This window comes from Blautia parvula (genome assembly GCF_020215665.1).
Taxonomy (GTDB): domain Bacteria; phylum Bacillota; class Clostridia; order Lachnospirales; family Lachnospiraceae; genus Blautia; species Blautia celeris.
This window is the reverse complement of the sequence record NZ_CP084061.1, coordinates 2870023-2886704: the sequence shown is the minus strand read 5'-3', so window position 1 is coordinate 2886704 and position 16682 is coordinate 2870023. Positions and strand designations below refer to the sequence as shown.

At 46.9% G+C, this 16682-nt stretch carries 14 protein-coding genes; 10 read left to right on the top strand and 4 right to left on the bottom strand.

Translation table 11 applies throughout. From position 1 onward, the window contains the following. Positions 1-32: 32 nt before the first annotated feature. From LC508_RS13465 to yicI, 7 genes are all read left to right on the top strand, one after another. Entirely contained in the window at positions 33-1424 is a 1392-nt protein-coding gene (locus LC508_RS13465; protein WP_052099400.1) for an ABC transporter substrate-binding protein, read from the top strand. A 113-nt stretch (positions 1425-1537) separates the two neighbouring features. Continuing rightward, positions 1538-2431: a carbohydrate ABC transporter permease gene (locus LC508_RS13460; RefSeq protein ID WP_118593771.1), complete on the top strand. Its 894-nt coding sequence runs from the start codon at positions 1538-1540 to the stop codon at positions 2429-2431. Position 2432: 1 nt separating this feature from the next. Beyond that, positions 2433-3287 carry a carbohydrate ABC transporter permease gene (locus tag LC508_RS13455; RefSeq protein WP_033141041.1) on the top strand — a complete coding sequence of 285 codons (855 nt, stop codon included), beginning with the start codon at positions 2433-2435 and terminating at the stop codon, positions 3285-3287. A 26-nt stretch (positions 3288-3313) separates the two neighbouring features. After that, entirely contained in the window at positions 3314-5383 is a 2070-nt protein-coding gene (locus LC508_RS13450) for a glycoside hydrolase family 31 protein (RefSeq protein ID WP_146051735.1), read from the top strand. Positions 5384-5460: 77 nt separating this feature from the next. Beyond that, on the top strand, positions 5461-7458 hold the full coding sequence (locus tag LC508_RS13445) for a glycoside hydrolase family 31 protein (protein WP_054351948.1): 1998 nt from the start codon (positions 5461-5463) through the stop codon (positions 7456-7458). 32 nt (positions 7459-7490) lie between these two features. Continuing rightward, positions 7491-8129, top strand: a complete 639-nt coding sequence (locus LC508_RS13440) for a YesL family protein (RefSeq protein WP_033141043.1) — start codon at positions 7491-7493, stop codon at positions 8127-8129. Next, on the top strand, positions 8126-10372 hold the full coding sequence (gene yicI, locus LC508_RS13435; RefSeq protein WP_103732519.1) for an alpha-xylosidase: 2247 nt from the start codon (positions 8126-8128) through the stop codon (positions 10370-10372). Before LC508_RS13440 ends, yicI begins: the two co-directional genes overlap by 4 nt. A 64-nt stretch (positions 10373-10436) precedes the next feature. On the opposite strand, the gene LC508_RS13430 is transcribed toward yicI, so the two are convergent. The 4 genes from LC508_RS13430 to LC508_RS13415 are packed head-to-tail and all read right to left on the bottom strand — an operon-like array spanning position 10437 to position 12678. Next, entirely contained in the window at positions 10437-10748 is a 312-nt protein-coding gene (locus LC508_RS13430) for a YbjQ family protein (RefSeq protein ID WP_033141045.1), read from the bottom strand. Positions 10749-10796: 48 nt separating this feature from the next. Then, positions 10797-11618, bottom strand: a complete 822-nt coding sequence (locus LC508_RS13425) for a hypothetical protein (RefSeq protein ID WP_103732563.1) — start codon at positions 11616-11618, stop codon at positions 10797-10799. Next, positions 11612-12310 (bottom strand): ABC transporter ATP-binding protein, encoded by a 699-nt coding sequence (locus tag LC508_RS13420; RefSeq protein WP_033141047.1) that lies wholly within the window; start codon positions 12308-12310, stop codon positions 11612-11614. The genes LC508_RS13425 and LC508_RS13420 overlap by 7 nt, the downstream gene beginning before the upstream one ends. Then, positions 12307-12678, bottom strand: coding sequence for a GntR family transcriptional regulator (locus LC508_RS13415; protein WP_033141048.1), 372 nt, complete (start codon positions 12676-12678; stop codon positions 12307-12309). Before LC508_RS13415 ends, LC508_RS13420 begins: the two co-directional genes overlap by 4 nt. 181 nt (positions 12679-12859) lie before the next feature. Between LC508_RS13415 and LC508_RS13410 the strand changes: the two genes are divergently transcribed. The 3 genes from LC508_RS13410 to LC508_RS13400 all read left to right on the top strand — a co-directional run bounded on the left by LC508_RS13410 (position 12860) and on the right by LC508_RS13400 (position 16500). Beyond that, positions 12860-13624 carry a nitroreductase family protein gene (locus LC508_RS13410; RefSeq protein WP_033141049.1) on the top strand — a complete coding sequence of 255 codons (765 nt, stop codon included), beginning with the start codon at positions 12860-12862 and terminating at the stop codon, positions 13622-13624. A gap of 96 nt (positions 13625-13720) precedes the next feature. Continuing rightward, on the top strand, positions 13721-14809 hold the full coding sequence (locus LC508_RS13405; protein WP_103732564.1) for a tetratricopeptide repeat-containing glycosyltransferase family 2 protein: 1089 nt from the start codon (positions 13721-13723) through the stop codon (positions 14807-14809). Between the two features lie 68 nt (positions 14810-14877). Then, entirely contained in the window at positions 14878-16500 is a 1623-nt protein-coding gene (locus LC508_RS13400) for a collagen-like domain-containing protein (RefSeq protein WP_103732565.1), read from the top strand. Positions 16501-16682: the final 182 nt, after the last annotated feature.

Sequence of the window (16682 nt, the reverse complement as noted above, 5' to 3'; positions counted from 1 at the left end):
TAAGAAACAAAAAAACAAAAGGAGGAAACAAAATGAAGAGGAAAGTTGTTAAGACATTGGCACTGACCATGACATCTGCGATGGTATTGACCATGACAGCAGGCTGCGGCAGTTCGGGAGGCAGCGACACTAAGACTGACAGTACAGATACCGGTACAGAGGATACCGCAGATGATGCGGACACCGGTTCCACAGAGACTGAAACAGGAACAAAAGCTACTGCAGCAGACATAGGTGAGCCCAATGGCGGAAAAGAAGTTACCCTCTGGCATTATTTTGAGCATGAGGCTGACGCATTAAATGCAGTTGTAAAGAAATACAACGAAGAGCAGAGTGATATCTACATTGTACCTACTTTTGTATCACGTGATGAATTGATGAAACAGTATACGATCGGTGCTGTATCAGGAGAGCTTCCTGACATCGGTATGGTAGATTCACCGGATATGGCTTCCTACATTTCTTTGGGAGTATTTGCGGACATCACCGAATATCTGGAGGGATGGTCTGATCTGGACCAGTTCTATGAAGGACCTCTGAGCAGTTGTATGGATGCTGACGGCAAATACTACGGACTGCCGAACAACTCAAACTGTCTGGCATTACTCTGCAACATGGACCTTTTAAAAGCTGCAGGAATTGAAAATCCGCCGACAACATGGGATGAATTCAAAGAAGCATGCGAGAAGACCACAGATGAGGCAAATGGTGTCTATGGATTTGCCATGTCAGCAATCGCCAATGAAGAGGGAACCTTCCAGTTCATTCCGTGGCTGTATGGAGCAGGAGCAGACATCACAGATGTTTCCAGTGACAAGGCAGTAAATGCGCTGACATTCTTAAGTGATCTGGTAAAAGACGGATATATGAGTAAAGAAGCTGTAAACTGGGGACAGGGCGATGCTTACAATGCCTGGATCGCAGGTAAAGCGGCAATGCTGGAATCCGGTACATGGCAGATTGCTACATTAGATACCGATAATAAAGACGATGTAACATGGGAATACAAATATACTCCAATGCCAAAAGGCGAGCAGCAGGCAACCGTTATCGGCGGCGAAAACTTCGGTGTATGCAGCGGTTCTGAAAATGTAGAAGAGTGTGCAGAATTCCTGAAATATATGCAGTCCGCACAGAACACGGCAGACTGGTGTGAAATCGCAGGAAAATTACCGGTTCGTGCAGATGCAGTTGAACTGAAAGACTTCTGGACAGCAGATGAAAGATACAAAGTATTCAACGATTCCATGGAATTTGCAGTAGCAAGGGGACCTCACGAGTCCTGGCCGACCATTTCCGAAGCCCTGTACAAAGCAGAGCAGGCAGCTTTACTGGGTGACAAAGACCCGGCAGAAGCTTTGAAAGAAGCCCAGGCAACGATTTCACCTATTTTGGAAGAAACACCTATTGCAGTACAGAAGTAATACAGAATAAGTCTGGATGCTGACTGTAAAACAAGGTTTAAGGTGTATCCCGGCGATACATCTTAAACCTTTTTAAAAGAAACAGATAGGAATTTGGAAGAGGGGTGAAATCCATGAAAATGTCGATGGCGGCAAAAAAAAGAAGAGAAGGCTATACCTTTATCCTTCCAGGATTCATTTATATGCTGGTGGTTCTTGGGTATCCGCTGATTTATAACTTTGTGCTCAGTTTCAGGAATGTAAATGTTAAAACGTTCAAAGGCGGAACCGATGTCTTTGTAGGTTTGTCCAACTACATAGAGTTATTCCACAATGAAACATTTTTGATGGTATTTAAAAATACATTTATATTTACCATTGGATGTTTGGTTGTACAGTTTACTATAGGATTTATATTTGCACTGTTTTTCTCAAAGAAGTTTACACTTGCCGGACCCATCCGTGGTATGATCTTGGTAGGTTATATGATGCCCATGTCTGTTACGGCTTTGCTGGGCAAGAATATGTTCGATGTATCCAGTGGTGTGATCAATGACCTGTTTATGAAGATTGGGCTGATCAACGCTCCGGTGGAATGGCTGCTGAACGGAAGTACAGCTATGATCGCGATCATTGCAGTGAACTGCTGGGTTGGAATTCCGTTCAATATGCTGCTGCTGACTTCCGGCCTGACAGGGATTTCCACGGAGATTTATGAGAGTGCGGAGGTTGACGGTGCTAATCCGTTCCAGCGATTCCTCTATATCACACTTCCGCTTATGAAACCGGCTATTTTGTCTGTGCTTATGTTAGGTTTTATTTATACCTTCAAAGCATTCGATTTGATGTTTGTTATGACAAGCGGCGGTCCTCTGAACTCTACTGATGTTCTTGGTACTTACGCTTATACATTGTCCTTCAAACAGTATGAATTCTCCTTAGGTTCTACAGCGGCGATCATCTTGTTCGCATGCCTGTTCATTGTCGGACTATTCTACTTGCGTCTCATATCAAAGGAGGATGATTAGAATGGCAGGAAAAGTGAAAATAACAAGCTCCAAAGAAAAAAGAAGAAATTTGATCAACTGTGTTATCGCAGTTATTGTTGCCATTCTGTTCCTGTTTCCGATTTACTGGATTCTTGCAATGTCCTTTAAATCAGATGCGGAATCGTTCGGCAAACTTGTGACATATTATCCGCACAATTTTACCTTAGAGCCCTGGATCAAGAACTTCCAGGATGCAGAATTCCTGTCTTCCCTGAAGAACAGTATCTGTATTGCTTTTTTATCCATGGTAATCTCACTGGTATTTGGTATTCCGGCAGCTTACGGCATGGGACGTTATAAAGTACCGGGCAGAAAAGTATTCCTGCTTACCTTCCTGGTAACCCAGATGCTTCCTGCATCCCTGATGCTGACTCCTATGTATCTGATCTTTAACAAGCTGCATTTATTAGGAACATATTTAGGACCATCCCTGGCAATTGCTTCAGGATCTGTTCCGTTTATCGTTGTAACTTTGAGACCTTATTTCAAGAGCGTGCCCACATCCCTGGATGATGCTGCCAGAATTGACGGCTGCGGTGTGTTCCGTTCCTTCTTCAAGATCATGATTCCGGCGATCAAGACAGGTGTTATCACAGTAGTAGTTATCTCCTTCCTGGGCGGCTGGAATGACCTGGCATACTCCATGACATTTAACGTAAAACCGGATATGCGTCCATTGACAGCAAATATCTATAAATTCCAGAGTAAATACGGAACCAAGTGGAACTGTATTATGGCATACGGAGCAATTTTGGTACTGCCTGTTATCCTGTTGTTTGTATTCCTGCAGAAATACATTGTAGGCGGCCTGACGGCAGGTGCAGTAAAAGAATAAGAAGTATAGGACAGTGAGGACAAAAAATGACGGATATTATAAAAAAAGAAGGTGCATCCACCGGAGATTTCCGTTCGGACAATCATTTTTTACTGGGATATTTTGAGGAAAAGGATCATGCATTGTATTACCGTTATGATGCGGAGCGCGTGATCGTGGAACCCTGGGGAAAGAACAGTCTCCGGGTCCGCGCCTCCAAGATGCCCGAGATGCCGGATGAGCTCTGGGCATTAGATGGAAAACCGGAGGGACGCGAAGAGGCAAGTATTGCAATACATGATTTTTCCGCAGAAATTACAAACGGAAAGATCAGGGCAGTAGTGAACAATATCGGAAAGCTTACTTTTTACAACCAAAAGGGGGAAGTACTGCTTGAGGAATATGTCCGCAACAGAGAGGATATGTTTGCGGATACTTGCAGCTCCCTGGAGGTTGAAGCAAGGGAATTCAAACCGATCATCGGGGGCGATTATCAGCTCACCATGCGTTTTGAATCCAATCCAAACGAGAAGATTTACGGTATGGGCCAGTATCAGCAGAAATTCCTAAATGTCAAAGGTGCAGAACTGGAACTGGCACACAGAAATTCCCAGGCAAGTGTTCCTTTTGCATTGTCTTCCCTTGGATATGGATTTTTGTGGAACAATCCTGCAATCGGGCGTGTCAGCTTCAATAAAAATATTACCACATGGGAAGCAAAATCCACAAAGAAATTGGATTATTGGATCACTGCAGGCGATACACCGGCTGAAATTGAGGAAGCTTACGCAGATGTAGCGGGAAAAGTTCCCATGATGCCGGAATACGGAATGGGATTCTGGCAGTGTAAACTCAGATATCAGACACAGGAAGAGCTTCTGGAGGTGGCAAGAGAATACAAACGCCGTCAGATTCCTATTGATGTCATTGTAGTGGATTTCTTCCACTGGCCGAAGCAGGGTGACTGGCGATTTGACGAGACATACTGGCCGGACCCGGATGCCATGATCGCGGAACTGAAGGAGATGGGTATTGAACTTATGGTATCCATCTGGCCTATGGTGGATTATAAGAGTGAGAATTTTGAGGAGATGAAGGCAAAAGGTCTCCTGACACGGGTGGAAAAAGGTGTCCGTATTGACAACACTTATATGGGCAATACCATCCAGTATGACCCGACGAATCCGGAAGCCAGAGAGTATGTGTGGAACAAGGCAAAACAGAATTATTATGACAAGGGTGTGAAGATTTTCTGGCTGGATGAAGCGGAACCGGAATATACGGTGTATGATTTTGAAAATTATCGTTATCATCTGGGACCGAATGTCCAGATCGGAAATGTCTATCCGGTAATGTATGCACAGACCTTCTTTGAAGGCATGAAAAAAGAAGGACAGGAAAACATCGTGAATCTGCTGCGCTGTGCATGGGCCGGAAGCCAGAGATACGGGGCACTTGTGTGGTCAGGTGATATCCATTCTTCCTTTGAAAGTCTTCAGAACCAGTTTGCAGCAGGCCTCAATATGGGAATCGCAGGGATTCCCTGGTGGACAACAGATATCGGGGGATTTTTCGGGGCTAATATCTATGATGAGGATTTCCATGAGGTTCTGATCAGATGGTTTGAATACGGTACGTTCTGTCCTGTTATGAGACTGCATGGCTATCGCATGCCGTATCAGCCTCAGTACGGAACAACCGGAGGCGCGGAGTGCGTATCCGGAGCGCCGAATGAAATCTGGTCTTACGGAGATAAGGTTTATGAAATCTGTAAGAAATACATTGAAATGCGTGAGGCCATGCGTCCTTATGTGCGCAGGCTGATGGAAGAAGCGCATGAAAAAGGTACACCGGTCATGAGACCTCTGTTTTATGATTTCCCGGAGGATAAGACATGCTGGGAGAATGAGACACAGTACATGTTCGGACCTGAAATTTTAGTCGCTCCTGTTATGGAAAAAGGACAGGAGGAAAGAGAGGTCTATCTTCCCGCAGGAGCGGAATGGAAAAATGTATGGACGGGCGAGTGCTTTAAAGGCGGACAGACAGTAACTGCGGCTGCACCTATCGAACAGATTCCACTGTTTACAAAAAATGAATTTGAACTGAACTTCTAAACGAAAAGGGTTGCTGCACGTAAAACTGGGGCAGCCCTTTCATAAAATAAGAAAGTCAATCAGGAGGAGGTATTTGAATGCTGAAACAAGTGGGCAACAAGTTATACAGGAGACAGGACAAGGAACTGCTCCTCATCGAACCATGGGGGAAAAACAGTCTGCGTGTGCGCGCAACACAGCGCAGTGAGTTTATCCCGGATACGGACAGCGCGCTTTTAGAACCGGAAGATACAGAGGTACAGATCACCATTGAAGGGAAAAAAGCAGTTATCACCAATGGGAAATTAACCTGTAAAATCATGGACAACGGGGTACTCCAATATTATAATCAGAATGGAAAGCTTCTTTTGGAGGAGTATGACCGCACCAGAGATATGTATGAGGGAAGTGATAAGTTCGCAAGCGCATTGGAGATCGTGCCGCGTACCTTTAACCCACGGCAGTGCTCTGATAATTTCAAATTGACAGTCCGGTTTGAGGCATATAAAGATGAGAAGATTTTCGGTATGGGACAGTATCAGCAGCCGTATCTGGATGTGAAAGGCTGTATCATTGAGCTGGCCCATAGAAATTCCCAGGCAAGTGTTCCGTTTGCCTTGTTAGACAGAGGGTACGGTATTCTGTGGAATAATCCGGCAATCGGTCAGGTGACATTTGGAAAGAACGTTACAGAGTGGATCGCTGAGTCAACAAAACAGATGGATTACTGGATCACAGCGGGAGATACCCCGGCTGAGATCGAAGAAGCCTATGCAGATGCCACGGGTAAGGTTCCCATGATGCCGGATTACGGAATGGGATTCTGGCAGTGTAAGCTGCGTTACCAGACACAGGATGAGATTCTGGAAGTTGCCAGGGAGTATAAGAGAAGAGGTCTTCCCATTGATGTCATTGTAGTGGATTTCTTCCACTGGCCCCATCAAGGCGACTGGAAGTTCGATAAAGATTATTGGCCGGACCCTGCAGCAATGGTGAGGGAATTAAAGGAGATGGGCATTGAACTGATGGTATCCATCTGGCCTACCGTTGACGCGGAGAGTGAGAATTATGAGGAGATGACAGAGCTGGGATACCTGACCCGTTCTGAGTACGGGAAACGGATCGGACAGCTTGGAGATGCCTGCATTATAGATGTGACCAATCCTGACGGAAGAAATTATGTGTGGGAGAAGATAAAGAAAAATTATTATGACCTGGGCATTAAGATTTTCTGGTTAGATGAGGCGGAGCCTGAGTTTACCGGATACGAATTTGAACATTACCGCTATTTCCTGGGAGCTGATATGGAAGTGGGAAATTTATATCCGAAATATTATGCCCGTATGGCATATGAGGGAATGGAAGCAGAGGGACAGAAAAATATTGTCAATCTTCTTCGCTGTGCATGGGCAGGGAGCCAGAAATACGGTGCGTTGGTATGGTCCGGTGATATTGACTCTTCTTTCCGTGCCCTGAGAAACCAGTTGGCAGCAGGATTGAATATGGGCATTTCCGGTATTCCGTGGTGGACAACCGATATCGGCGGTTTCCACGGCGGTAATATCCATGATGATGCATTTAAAGAATGTTTTGTCAGATGGTTTGCTTTCGGTGCATTCTGTCCGGTTATGAGGCTGCATGGATTCCGTGAACCATTCAAAGAACCTCTCGGCACTACAGGTGGAGGGAAACACATAAGCGGAGCAGAAAACGAGGTATGGAGCTACGGTGAAGAAGTATATGAGATCTGCAGGAAGTATATGGAGCTTCGCGAAAAGATGCGTCCTTATGTGAAGACTCTGATGCAGGATGCCCACGAAAAAGGAACACCGATCATGCGTCCCCTGTTCTATGATTTTCCGGAAGACAAAAAAGCCTGGGAAATTGAAGATCAGTACATGTTCGGCAGCAAGGTACTTGTCTGCCCGGTATTGTATGAAGGTGTTCGGGAACGTAAGGTATATTTGCCGGAAGGAAAATGGAAAAATATCAACGACAACAGGTTATATGAAGGCGGTGCAGAATATGTATGTGACGCGCCGTATGAGAGTATTCCTGTATTTGTAAAAGCAGGGGAACTGGAAGAGATTTTTTAAACAGTGATTGAAAAGGAAAGCAGGGATGACATATGGGCAATGGTACAATATTTGGTTATGACGGTAAGTATGTAAAGGTGATTGATAAGATATTCAATACAATAGTATTGAGTTTATTTTGGCTGATTGGATGCCTCCCCATCATAACGATTGGTGTATCTACAACTGCTATGTACTATACTGCAGTGAAGGTTATTAAAAATGAAGAGGGATATGTGCTGGAGCAGTTTCTGAAATCATACCGGAGAAACTTGAAAGACGGCATTCTTCTTGAAATACTCTTCGCCGTGGTTTTGTTTATCCTGCAGTTAAACGTGGGGATATTACAGGCGAAGACTTCAGGAAACGTGGGATTATTTTTTATCTGCCTTTACTATGGAGTCAGTATCTACGCGGCAGGAATGCTCTGCTATGTATTCCCTGCGCTTTCCAGATTTGAAATGCCTATGGGATGGATTTTAAAGCTGTCCATGTTCATGACAGGACGTTATTTCCTGACAACTGTTATGCTGCTGTTTATTTTAGTGTCCTCTGCTGCGATAGTGGCATGGATACCCTATACCATGATAGTTGTGCCCGGAGCTGCATCCCTGCTCTGCTCTGAATTTATGGAACGGGTATTGAAGAAGCATGAACCAAAAATAGAAGAACTGGAGGAACCACAGCTATGAAATTTACCAATGGATATTGGCTGTTAAAAGACGAAATGACCCCCGCCTACGCTGTAGAGTACGGCGGTCATACCGTAAAGGGAGATGAACTGACTGTTTATCTGCCCGGAAAACATATTGCAGGCAGAGGGGATGCCCTGAACATTCCCATGCTGACGGTCAAACTTTCCACACCTATGGAGGGCGTGATCAAGGTGTCTGCCGTCCACCACGCAGGAGCACTTTATAAAGGGCCTTTTGCGGAGATCACAAATGATCATCCCCATGCTCAGATCACAGAGACAGAGGAATGTCTGACCTTCGCCAGCGGAAGTTTAAGGGCAGTGATCGACAAGACGCCGAATGCGTATAAGCTGGCTTTTTATGAGGGGGACAAGTTCCTGACAGAGTCCAGCTTCCGCAACCTGGCACATATGCACAACAGGGAAACCGGAAAGAACTATATGGTGGAACAGCTTCTCATTGATGTGGATGAGTATGTTTACGGTCTTGGCGAACGGTTTACACCTTTCGTGAAAAACGGACAGACTGTGGAAATGTGGAATGAAGACGGCGGCACAGCCAGTGAGATTGCCTACAAAAACATTCCGTTTTATATTACCAACAAGGGGTACGGTGTCCTGGTGGATAATGAGGGCGACGTGGCTTATGAGATTGCCAGTGAGAAAGTGGAGAGAATCCAGTTCTCCGTGGAAGGGGAGCGTCTGGACTATTATTTCATCAGCGGTCAAAGCCCAATGGGAACCGTGGAGAAATACACAGAACTGACAGGGAAGCCTGCGCTGCCTCCTGCCTGGTCCTTCGGCCTCTGGCTCACCACATCCTTTACGACGGATTATGATGAGAATACTACGTCCGGTTTTATACAGGGAATGGCAGACAGGGATATCCCGCTGCATGTGTTCCATTTTGATTGTTACTGGATGGAGGCTTTTGAGTGGTGTAACTTCAAATGGGACCCCAATGTGACCACGGATCCCAAATCCATGCTGCAGAGATACCACGACAAGGGCCTGAAGATCTGTGTATGGATCAACCCTTATATCGGTCAGAAATCCTGCCTGTTTGAGGAGGGCAGCGAGAAAGGCTATCTGCTGAAACGCACGGACGGAAGCGTATGGCAGACAGATCTGTGGCAGCCGGGGATGGGGCTTGTGGACTTTACGAATCCTGATGCCTGCGCCTGGTACCAGAGCAAATTAAGGACACTTCTGGACATGGGTGTGGACTGTTTTAAGACAGACTTTGGTGAGAGGGTTCCGGTGAAGGATATCGCTTATTTTGACGGCTCAGATCCGGTTAAAATGCATAATTATTATACCTATTTATATAATCAGACCGTATTCCGGCTTTTGGAGGAAGTCAGAGGTGAGGGGGATGCCGTACTCTTTGCACGTTCCGCAACGGTTGGCGGGCAGAAGTTCCCGGCTCACTGGGGCGGCGACTGCTCCGCTACTTATGTTTCCATGGCTGAGACGCTGCGGGGCGGATTGTCTCTTTCCCTCAGTGGATTTGGATTCTGGAGCCATGACATCAGCGGATTTGAACAGACAGCTCCGGCAGATATTTACAAACGCTGGTGCCAGTTCGGGCTTTTGAGCTCACACAGCCGTCTGCATGGGTCTTCTTCCTACCGCGTGCCGTGGCTATTTGATGAGGAAGCCTGTGTAGTGCTGAAAGAGTTTGTGAATCTGAAATGCCGCCTGATGCCGTATCTGTACGGACAGGCTGTCCGTGCCCATGAATACGGCACACCGGTTCTGCGGCCCATGTTCCTGGATTTCCCTGAGGACAGAGCCTGTGATACCCTGGACCGTCAGTATATGTTCGGTTCTTCCCTGCTGGCGGCGCCTGTATTTAAAGAATCCGGTGAGGTGGATTATTATCTGCCGAAGGGAACCTGGGTGAATCTGATCACCGGGGAGACAAGAGAGGGCGGAACCTGGTACAGGGAAGTTTACGATTACCATTCCATGCCGCTTATGGTGAAGGAAAATACGATTCTGCCTGTCGGAAAGAATGACCGGGAAGCGGAATATGACTTTGCGGACGGTGTGACACTTCTGTTGTCTGTATTTGCCGATGGAAAAGAAGCAGATGTGGAGATACCGGACTGCAGAGGCAAAATTGTGATGAAAGCCCATGCAGAATGCAGGGACGGAGAGATTCTTGTACATATTGAAGGCGGAAACGATAACTATATGGTAAAGAGCCTTGGCGGACAGAAGTTTAAAATGGTATAAGAAAGTATAAAAGAAAATAAAAAGATGGCGCAGTACCGGAAAAAACGGTTCCTGCGCCATTTCTTTAAACAAATTTTACTGCGGTGCCGTAAGCCATGATCTCAGCTGCGGCCTGGGCAACAGAGGCAGATGAGTAGCGTACGCATACAATGGCATCTGCTCCCATGGACTGGGCTTCCTCCGCCATGCGTTTGGTTGCCAGGGCTCTGGCCTCATTCATCATCTCATTATATGAGGTCAGTTCGCCGCCCACCAGAGTCTTGAATCCGTTCATGATATCTTTGCCCATGTGCACGGTCTGGATGGTGCTGCCTTTTACCAGGCCAAGCATTTCAACATTTTTTCCGGTTATGTGATCTGTTGTGACTATCAGCATAAGCATTTCCCCCTTTTGATTATAAAAGTGTGATCATATGTCTTTATTCTACTCCAGGTTCAGTCTTTTTGACAAGATATATCTGCTTCCAAAGAAGAAGAAAATACCGGCTGCCAGATACCAGAGGGTTTCTATGATATAGGAATAATTAGTGACTCTTTCACCGGCACGTGTGATCATCATTACGGTTCCGAATCCGCCCGGAAGGGTAATACTTGTAATAATAAGGTCTACGATATTGCATAAAATTATAATACCAAAGAAAGATAACACGGACCCCATAACTTTGTGGGTCTTGAACTGGCTTCCGAGGCAGACAGCGAAGATCAAAAGCCCTGTGGAGAAGATGAAAAATTCTATACAGAGGGACAGCAGATATACAATATTGTTCAGGATATCCGACAGTCCGCTCAGGGAGGTCAGTGTGTGCCACATCTCCCGGAATCCGTAAACGATGGCGGGCCAGGTCTCTTTGTTCACCAGAAGGATGGCAATGGATGCAGCAACAAAGATCAGGTCAAGTATTGTCCATACCCAGTAAATAAATATTTTGGACAACAAAAGCTGTGTGGGAGATACCGGAAGCGTGTGCGTCAGGTAGCCTTCATCTGAAAAGAAACTTTTCTGTATGTGTATTGCCAGATACAGCATGGTCATAAGCAGGACTGCCATGATCCCGAATACGTAGACGACCACATAAAACATGGTTGTTATGCCCATAACGGTATTGGATGAGTCAGAAAGAAATTTTGAAAAATAAATTTGATATCCAATGCGCCCGATGAGTGCATAAACTAAAAGCGCTCCGTGTACAATTAATAGTAGCGTGGAAACAGATTTCCACTCATATTTGAATAGTTTCTTTAACATTTGAACACCTCCCGGAACAGACTGTCCACAGATACTCCTTTGGCCATGCGGATATTGTCCACGCTGTCCTGCATGCGGATATGCCCGTTCTGAATAAAAATCACATCATCCAGAATGTTTTCCACATCTGAGATCAAATGGGTGGAAATGAGGATGGTAGCATTTTCATCATAGTTGTTGATGATCGTGGAAAGGATATAATCCCTGGCAGCAGGGTCAACACCTGCAATCGGTTCATCCAGGCAGTACAGACTGGCTCTGCGGCTCATGACCAGAATGAGCTGTACTTTTTCCTTTGTACCCTTTGACATGGTGCTTAGACGGTCGTTGGGGTTGATATTCAGCTTCTGCAGCATGTCATAGGCCCGTGACCTGTCGAAGTCTTCATAAAAGTCACAGAAATAGGATATAAGATCTGAAACCCGCATCCAGCGGTTCAGATAGGTGCGTTCCGGCAGATAGGATACAATCCTCTTTGTCTCCACACCGGGTGCCTTGCCGTCAACAAAGATCTCTCCCTCAGTGGGAACCAAAAGGCCGTTCAGCAGTTTGATTAATGTGGTTTTGCCGCTGCCGTTTGGGCCCAGCAGACCGATGATCTTACCACGGTCCAGTGATAAGTCGATGTGGTCAAGTGCCAGTTTATTGCCATAACGTTTTGTCAGGCCCCGGCAGTCCAGAATCGTACTCATTTTTTCTCCTCCTCGCTCACTTTATTGATCAGCCCTATGATGTCCTCTTTAGACAGGCCTATTTTTTCCATTTTTTCAAGAAACTCCTTGATTTGTTCAGATGCAAGTTCTGTTTTCAGATCATCTATCATACTAAGGTCCTCCGTAATGAATCTTCCGCTGGTTCTCTGGCTGTACACCAGATTGGTACGCTCCATCTCTGACAGGGCTTTCTGCATAGTGTTGGGATTGACGCCTGCTGTCTGCGCCAAATCCCGCACAGATGGAAGTTTGCTTCCCGGCGGATAGATGCCAGCGATGATATCTGTTGTGATACGCTCGATCAGCTGTACATAGACAGGCCGATCAGGATTCAGTTTCCACGACATATAATGTAACACCTCCTGTATTACTGTACTAATTGCTTAATACAATAATACGCATTTACAGGTACTTTGTCAATAGGTTTTTAAAAAAATACAAAAGAATTTGAAAAACCATCCATTTAGGCATTGCAATTCCCCGATTATATGTTACAATATTGTTACGGAAAAATTAAAAGGTGAGAGTATGAACTTATACGAAGCGATATTTTCAAGAAAATCTGTCCGAAGCTATGAGATGGAACCGGTAAAGGCGGCTCTGCTGAGTGAGATCAGAGAGTATTACAGCCAGATTGAAGGGTTGAATCCGGGTATCCATACGGAGATTTCTATTATAGATAATACTAAGGGACAAAATAAAAGAATACATCTGCTGGGAGCGAAGGCACCTTATTACATTGCCTTTTACTCAGAGGATAAAGACCGCGCTATGATGAACGCGGGATATATTATGGAGCAGCTTGCGCTCTTTATGTGTGCAAAAGGGCTGGGGACATGTTTTTTAAGCGGTGTGAAGCCAAAGGCAGGAAACCCTCACAAGGGGAATCTGAAATTTGTGATTCTCATGGCTTTCGGATACAGCCGGGGCAGCCATACAAGAAAGGCTGTGGAAGCAAAGCGCATGGATCTGCAGGAGCTTTGTGTGTACAAGGAGGTTCCGCGACAGTGGATGAAGCAGCTTCTGGATTCCGCACGCCTGGCGCCGTCCAGTATGAACAGCCAGCCATGGCGGTTTGTGGTTTACGATAACAGAATTCACGTATTTGCCAAGAAGCATAATATGAATCACCTGGGCAGGTATGAGGAGTTTAATTTTGGTATCATGTTTTCTCATCTTATGATCGTTGCAGAAGAATTGTGGCTGGACGTGGATTTGATACGCCTGGAGGATATCACACATAAGAATTTCCCCAACAGCCAGTATATATTGAGTGCTATTTTAAGGACGTGATGAAGAGTCACGTCCTTTTTTTCTGAATTCACGTACAATTATGCGCGCCGCGGCATATTGTGTAATGAGACATGCGTGTGAAGGAAGAGGGAATGCATGATAACTGTGAGTTTATGTATGATCGTTAAGGATGAGGAGGAGGTTCTGGATCGCTGTCTTTCAGGGATGAAAGACCTGGTGGATGAAATGATCATTGTGGATACAGGATCAAAGGACAGGACAAAGGAGATTGCAGGACGGTATACTGACAAAGTATTTACATTTGAATGGACAGATGATTTTTCGGCTGCCAGGAACTTTTCTTTTTCCAAAGCATCTATGGAATACTGTATGTGGATGGACGCGGATGATGTGCTGCTCGAGAAGGACAGAATGGCTTTTTTGACAATGAAACGTGATTTGTCTTTGGACACGGATATTGTGATGATGCGGTATCATACGGCATTTGATGAGAAAGGAAATGCAGTATTCTGGTATTACAGAGAGCGTCTGATTCGGAACGGACGTGGATTTTTATGGCAGGGCGCAGTACATGAGGTCATAACGCCCGGCGGAAATATTGTATACTCAGAGGCTGCTGTTTCACATAAAAAGATCGGTGCAGGGGACCCGGACAGGAACCTCAATATATATAAGAAGATGCTGGCACAGGGGAAGGTCCTGAATGCAAGAGAACTCTATTATTATGCCCGGGAACTATATTACCATGGGGCTTACGGGGAAGCTGTCGAGGCATTCGGCAGCTTTTTAAGGCAGCCGGATGCCTGGCTGGAAAATAAGATAGAGGCATGCCAGGTCATGGCGCAGTGTTATGAAAAAGAAGGAAACAGGGCAGCATCTCTGCAGGCGCTCTTAAGGAGCCTGGAATATGATGTGCCGAGAGCAGAGATCTGCTGTGACATCGGGAAGCATTTTATGGAAGAGGATCAGTACGAAACGGCTGTCTTCTGGTATAAAACAGCTCTTGAATGCAGGCCGGATATCGAAAGAGGGGGTTTTGTCCTCCCAGACTGCTATGGGTATATTCCGGCAATGCAGCTCTGTGTCTGCTGTGATAAACTGGGAAGATACGCGGAGGCGGAGGCATATAACGAGAGGGGCGGGAAATATAAACCGGATTCCGCGGCTTACTTATACAATAGGGAATACTTTCGTGGAAAAAACATAAATTCCCAAAATTCTTAACATCCATTGGACAGCAACATACAATGTATTAGCAGTCTTGAACTGCTAATAGAAATGGATGTGATAATATGAAAGATAATTGTAGATATGGAAAAGAAGAGAGTGCTGCGGCAGAGAGAAATAATGATGTGCATGCAGCAGGATGCCAGGACACAAGATGTTGTCCGGTTTGTCATGAGAGAAGATGCTGCTGCCCGGGGCCTACAGGTCCCATGGGACCCATGGGGCCTATAGGTCCGAGAGGGCCTATCGGCCCAAGAGGTGCTACCGGTGCTGCGGGAGTTCCGGGAATGCGGGGAGCCACAGGACCTACAGGGCCAAGCGGAGCTACAGGCGCTAACGGAATGCGTGGTGCCACAGGCCCAACCGGAGCCCCTGGAATTGCAGGTGTAACGGGGGCCACAGGGCCTGCAGGAAAGACGCCTGTGATTACCGTGGCAGGTACAGTGACGGGAGAACCCGGCACAGAGGCGTCTGTTGATGAAACGTTTACACCGGATGGCGCTGAGTTGTTCTATACGATTCCGGCTGGTCCCACAGGTCCGACCGGAGCAGCAGGAGCGGCAGGAGTTACCGGGGCTACAGGTGCAACAGGTTCGGAAGGCGCTGCCGGTCCCACAGGTCCCACAGGTCCGACAGGTCCCACCGGAGCTACGGGTCCGACCGGAGCTGCCGGTCCAACGGGGCCGACCGGGCTCATAGGCCCTACGGGTCCCACCGGAGCCAATGGAGTCGCGGGAGCCACCGGAGCTACGGGAAATACAGGAGCCAACGGAGCAACCGGCCCAACCGGAGCCACAGGGGCAGCCGGGGCCACAGGCCCCACTGGGCCAATGGGAGCAAAAGGTGATACAGGAGCCAATGGAGCAACCGGCCCGACAGGTGCCGCAGGCCCTACGGGTCCCACCGGAGCCAATGGAGCCGTCGGAGCTACCGGAGCTGCAGGCCCAACCGGTCCGACCGGAGCCACAGGGCCTACAGGTATGAATGGAGCAGCGGGAGCCACCGGAGCACCAGGACCTATGGGAGCCACAGGAGCTACCGGGGCCAACGGAGCTACGGGTCCGACAGGAGCAACCGGCCCGACCGGAGCCAATGGGGTAATGGGAGCTACAGGAGCAACCGGCGCTACAGGGGCCACCGGAGCCACAGGGAATACCGGAGCTACAGGCGCGACAGGTCCTGCAGGAGATACGGCATGTTGTGCATGTGTTGCGCAGATGAGAAACCTCCTTCAGCAGATCATCACGCTTTATCCAACAGAAAATCTTGTGATATCCATGGAAAGCGGCAACAATGTGAGCGGCCGTCCGGGAAGCCTTCTTCCTGCCCCGAACACAAATCCAAATGCCGGTCTTTTCCAGATAGTAAACAGCCAGGGCGCAGCACAGGAGGCGGTATCAATCTGCAGAATCGCAGCCGTCAGAATCACCAGTGCTGCCTATAATAACGGAATCACGTATCTTCCGGCACCTGCTCCGGCACCTACAGGCTGCTGCGCAAACTGTGAGGCTGCTGTCCGTTCTTATCTGCCGGTGGGTACAACAGGAGCCGCTGTCAAGGCAGGCGGTCAGACCGTCGGACAGGGCAGTGTGCTGAGAAACGAATATGGCGTAGTGGTTCTTGTCGGCGCCAATAACAGTGATCCGACCTTTATCTCCACCTGCAAGGCCGAAAGTATCACAAAGTAATTATTTACAAGGAATAAGCTTTAAACCATACGGGGGAGAAAATCTGTATATCAGGTTTTCTCCTCCTGTTTTTTATACTTTGATTGGAGGGCACTTGTTCCTTTTTGAGCGAAAGTATTTTCTTTTATCATAAAATGGTGAAAAGTTCCGGTCAATCGGTAAATGTTTCTTGACAAGTGAAA

What these genes read in the sequence shown, in the direction of transcription:
- LC508_RS13465 (WP_052099400.1), top strand. Translation starts at nt 33, where the DNA reads ATGAAGAGGAAAGTTGTTAAGACATTGGCACTGACCATGACATCTGCG.
- LC508_RS13460 (WP_118593771.1), top strand. Translation starts at nt 1,538, where the DNA reads ATGAAAATGTCGATGGCGGCAAAAAAAAGAAGAGAAGGCTATACCTTT.
- LC508_RS13455 (WP_033141041.1), top strand. Translation starts at nt 2,433, where the DNA reads ATGGCAGGAAAAGTGAAAATAACAAGCTCCAAAGAAAAAAGAAGAAAT.
- LC508_RS13450 (WP_146051735.1), top strand. Translation starts at nt 3,314, where the DNA reads ATGACGGATATTATAAAAAAAGAAGGTGCATCCACCGGAGATTTCCGT.
- LC508_RS13445 (WP_054351948.1), top strand. Translation starts at nt 5,461, where the DNA reads ATGCTGAAACAAGTGGGCAACAAGTTATACAGGAGACAGGACAAGGAA.
- LC508_RS13440 (WP_033141043.1), top strand. Translation starts at nt 7,491, where the DNA reads ATGGGCAATGGTACAATATTTGGTTATGACGGTAAGTATGTAAAGGTG.
- yicI (WP_103732519.1), top strand. Translation starts at nt 8,126, where the DNA reads ATGAAATTTACCAATGGATATTGGCTGTTAAAAGACGAAATGACCCCC.
- LC508_RS13430 (WP_033141045.1), bottom strand. Translation starts at nt 10,748, where the DNA reads ATGCTGATAGTCACAACAGATCACATAACCGGAAAAAATGTTGAAATG.
- LC508_RS13425 (WP_103732563.1), bottom strand. Translation starts at nt 11,618, where the DNA reads ATGTTAAAGAAACTATTCAAATATGAGTGGAAATCTGTTTCCACGCTA.
- LC508_RS13420 (WP_033141047.1), bottom strand. Translation starts at nt 12,310, where the DNA reads ATGAGTACGATTCTGGACTGCCGGGGCCTGACAAAACGTTATGGCAAT.
- LC508_RS13415 (WP_033141048.1), bottom strand. Translation starts at nt 12,678, where the DNA reads ATGTCGTGGAAACTGAATCCTGATCGGCCTGTCTATGTACAGCTGATC.
- LC508_RS13410 (WP_033141049.1), top strand. Translation starts at nt 12,860, where the DNA reads ATGAACTTATACGAAGCGATATTTTCAAGAAAATCTGTCCGAAGCTAT.
- LC508_RS13405 (WP_103732564.1), top strand. Translation starts at nt 13,721, where the DNA reads ATGATAACTGTGAGTTTATGTATGATCGTTAAGGATGAGGAGGAGGTT.
- LC508_RS13400 (WP_103732565.1), top strand. Translation starts at nt 14,878, where the DNA reads ATGAAAGATAATTGTAGATATGGAAAAGAAGAGAGTGCTGCGGCAGAG.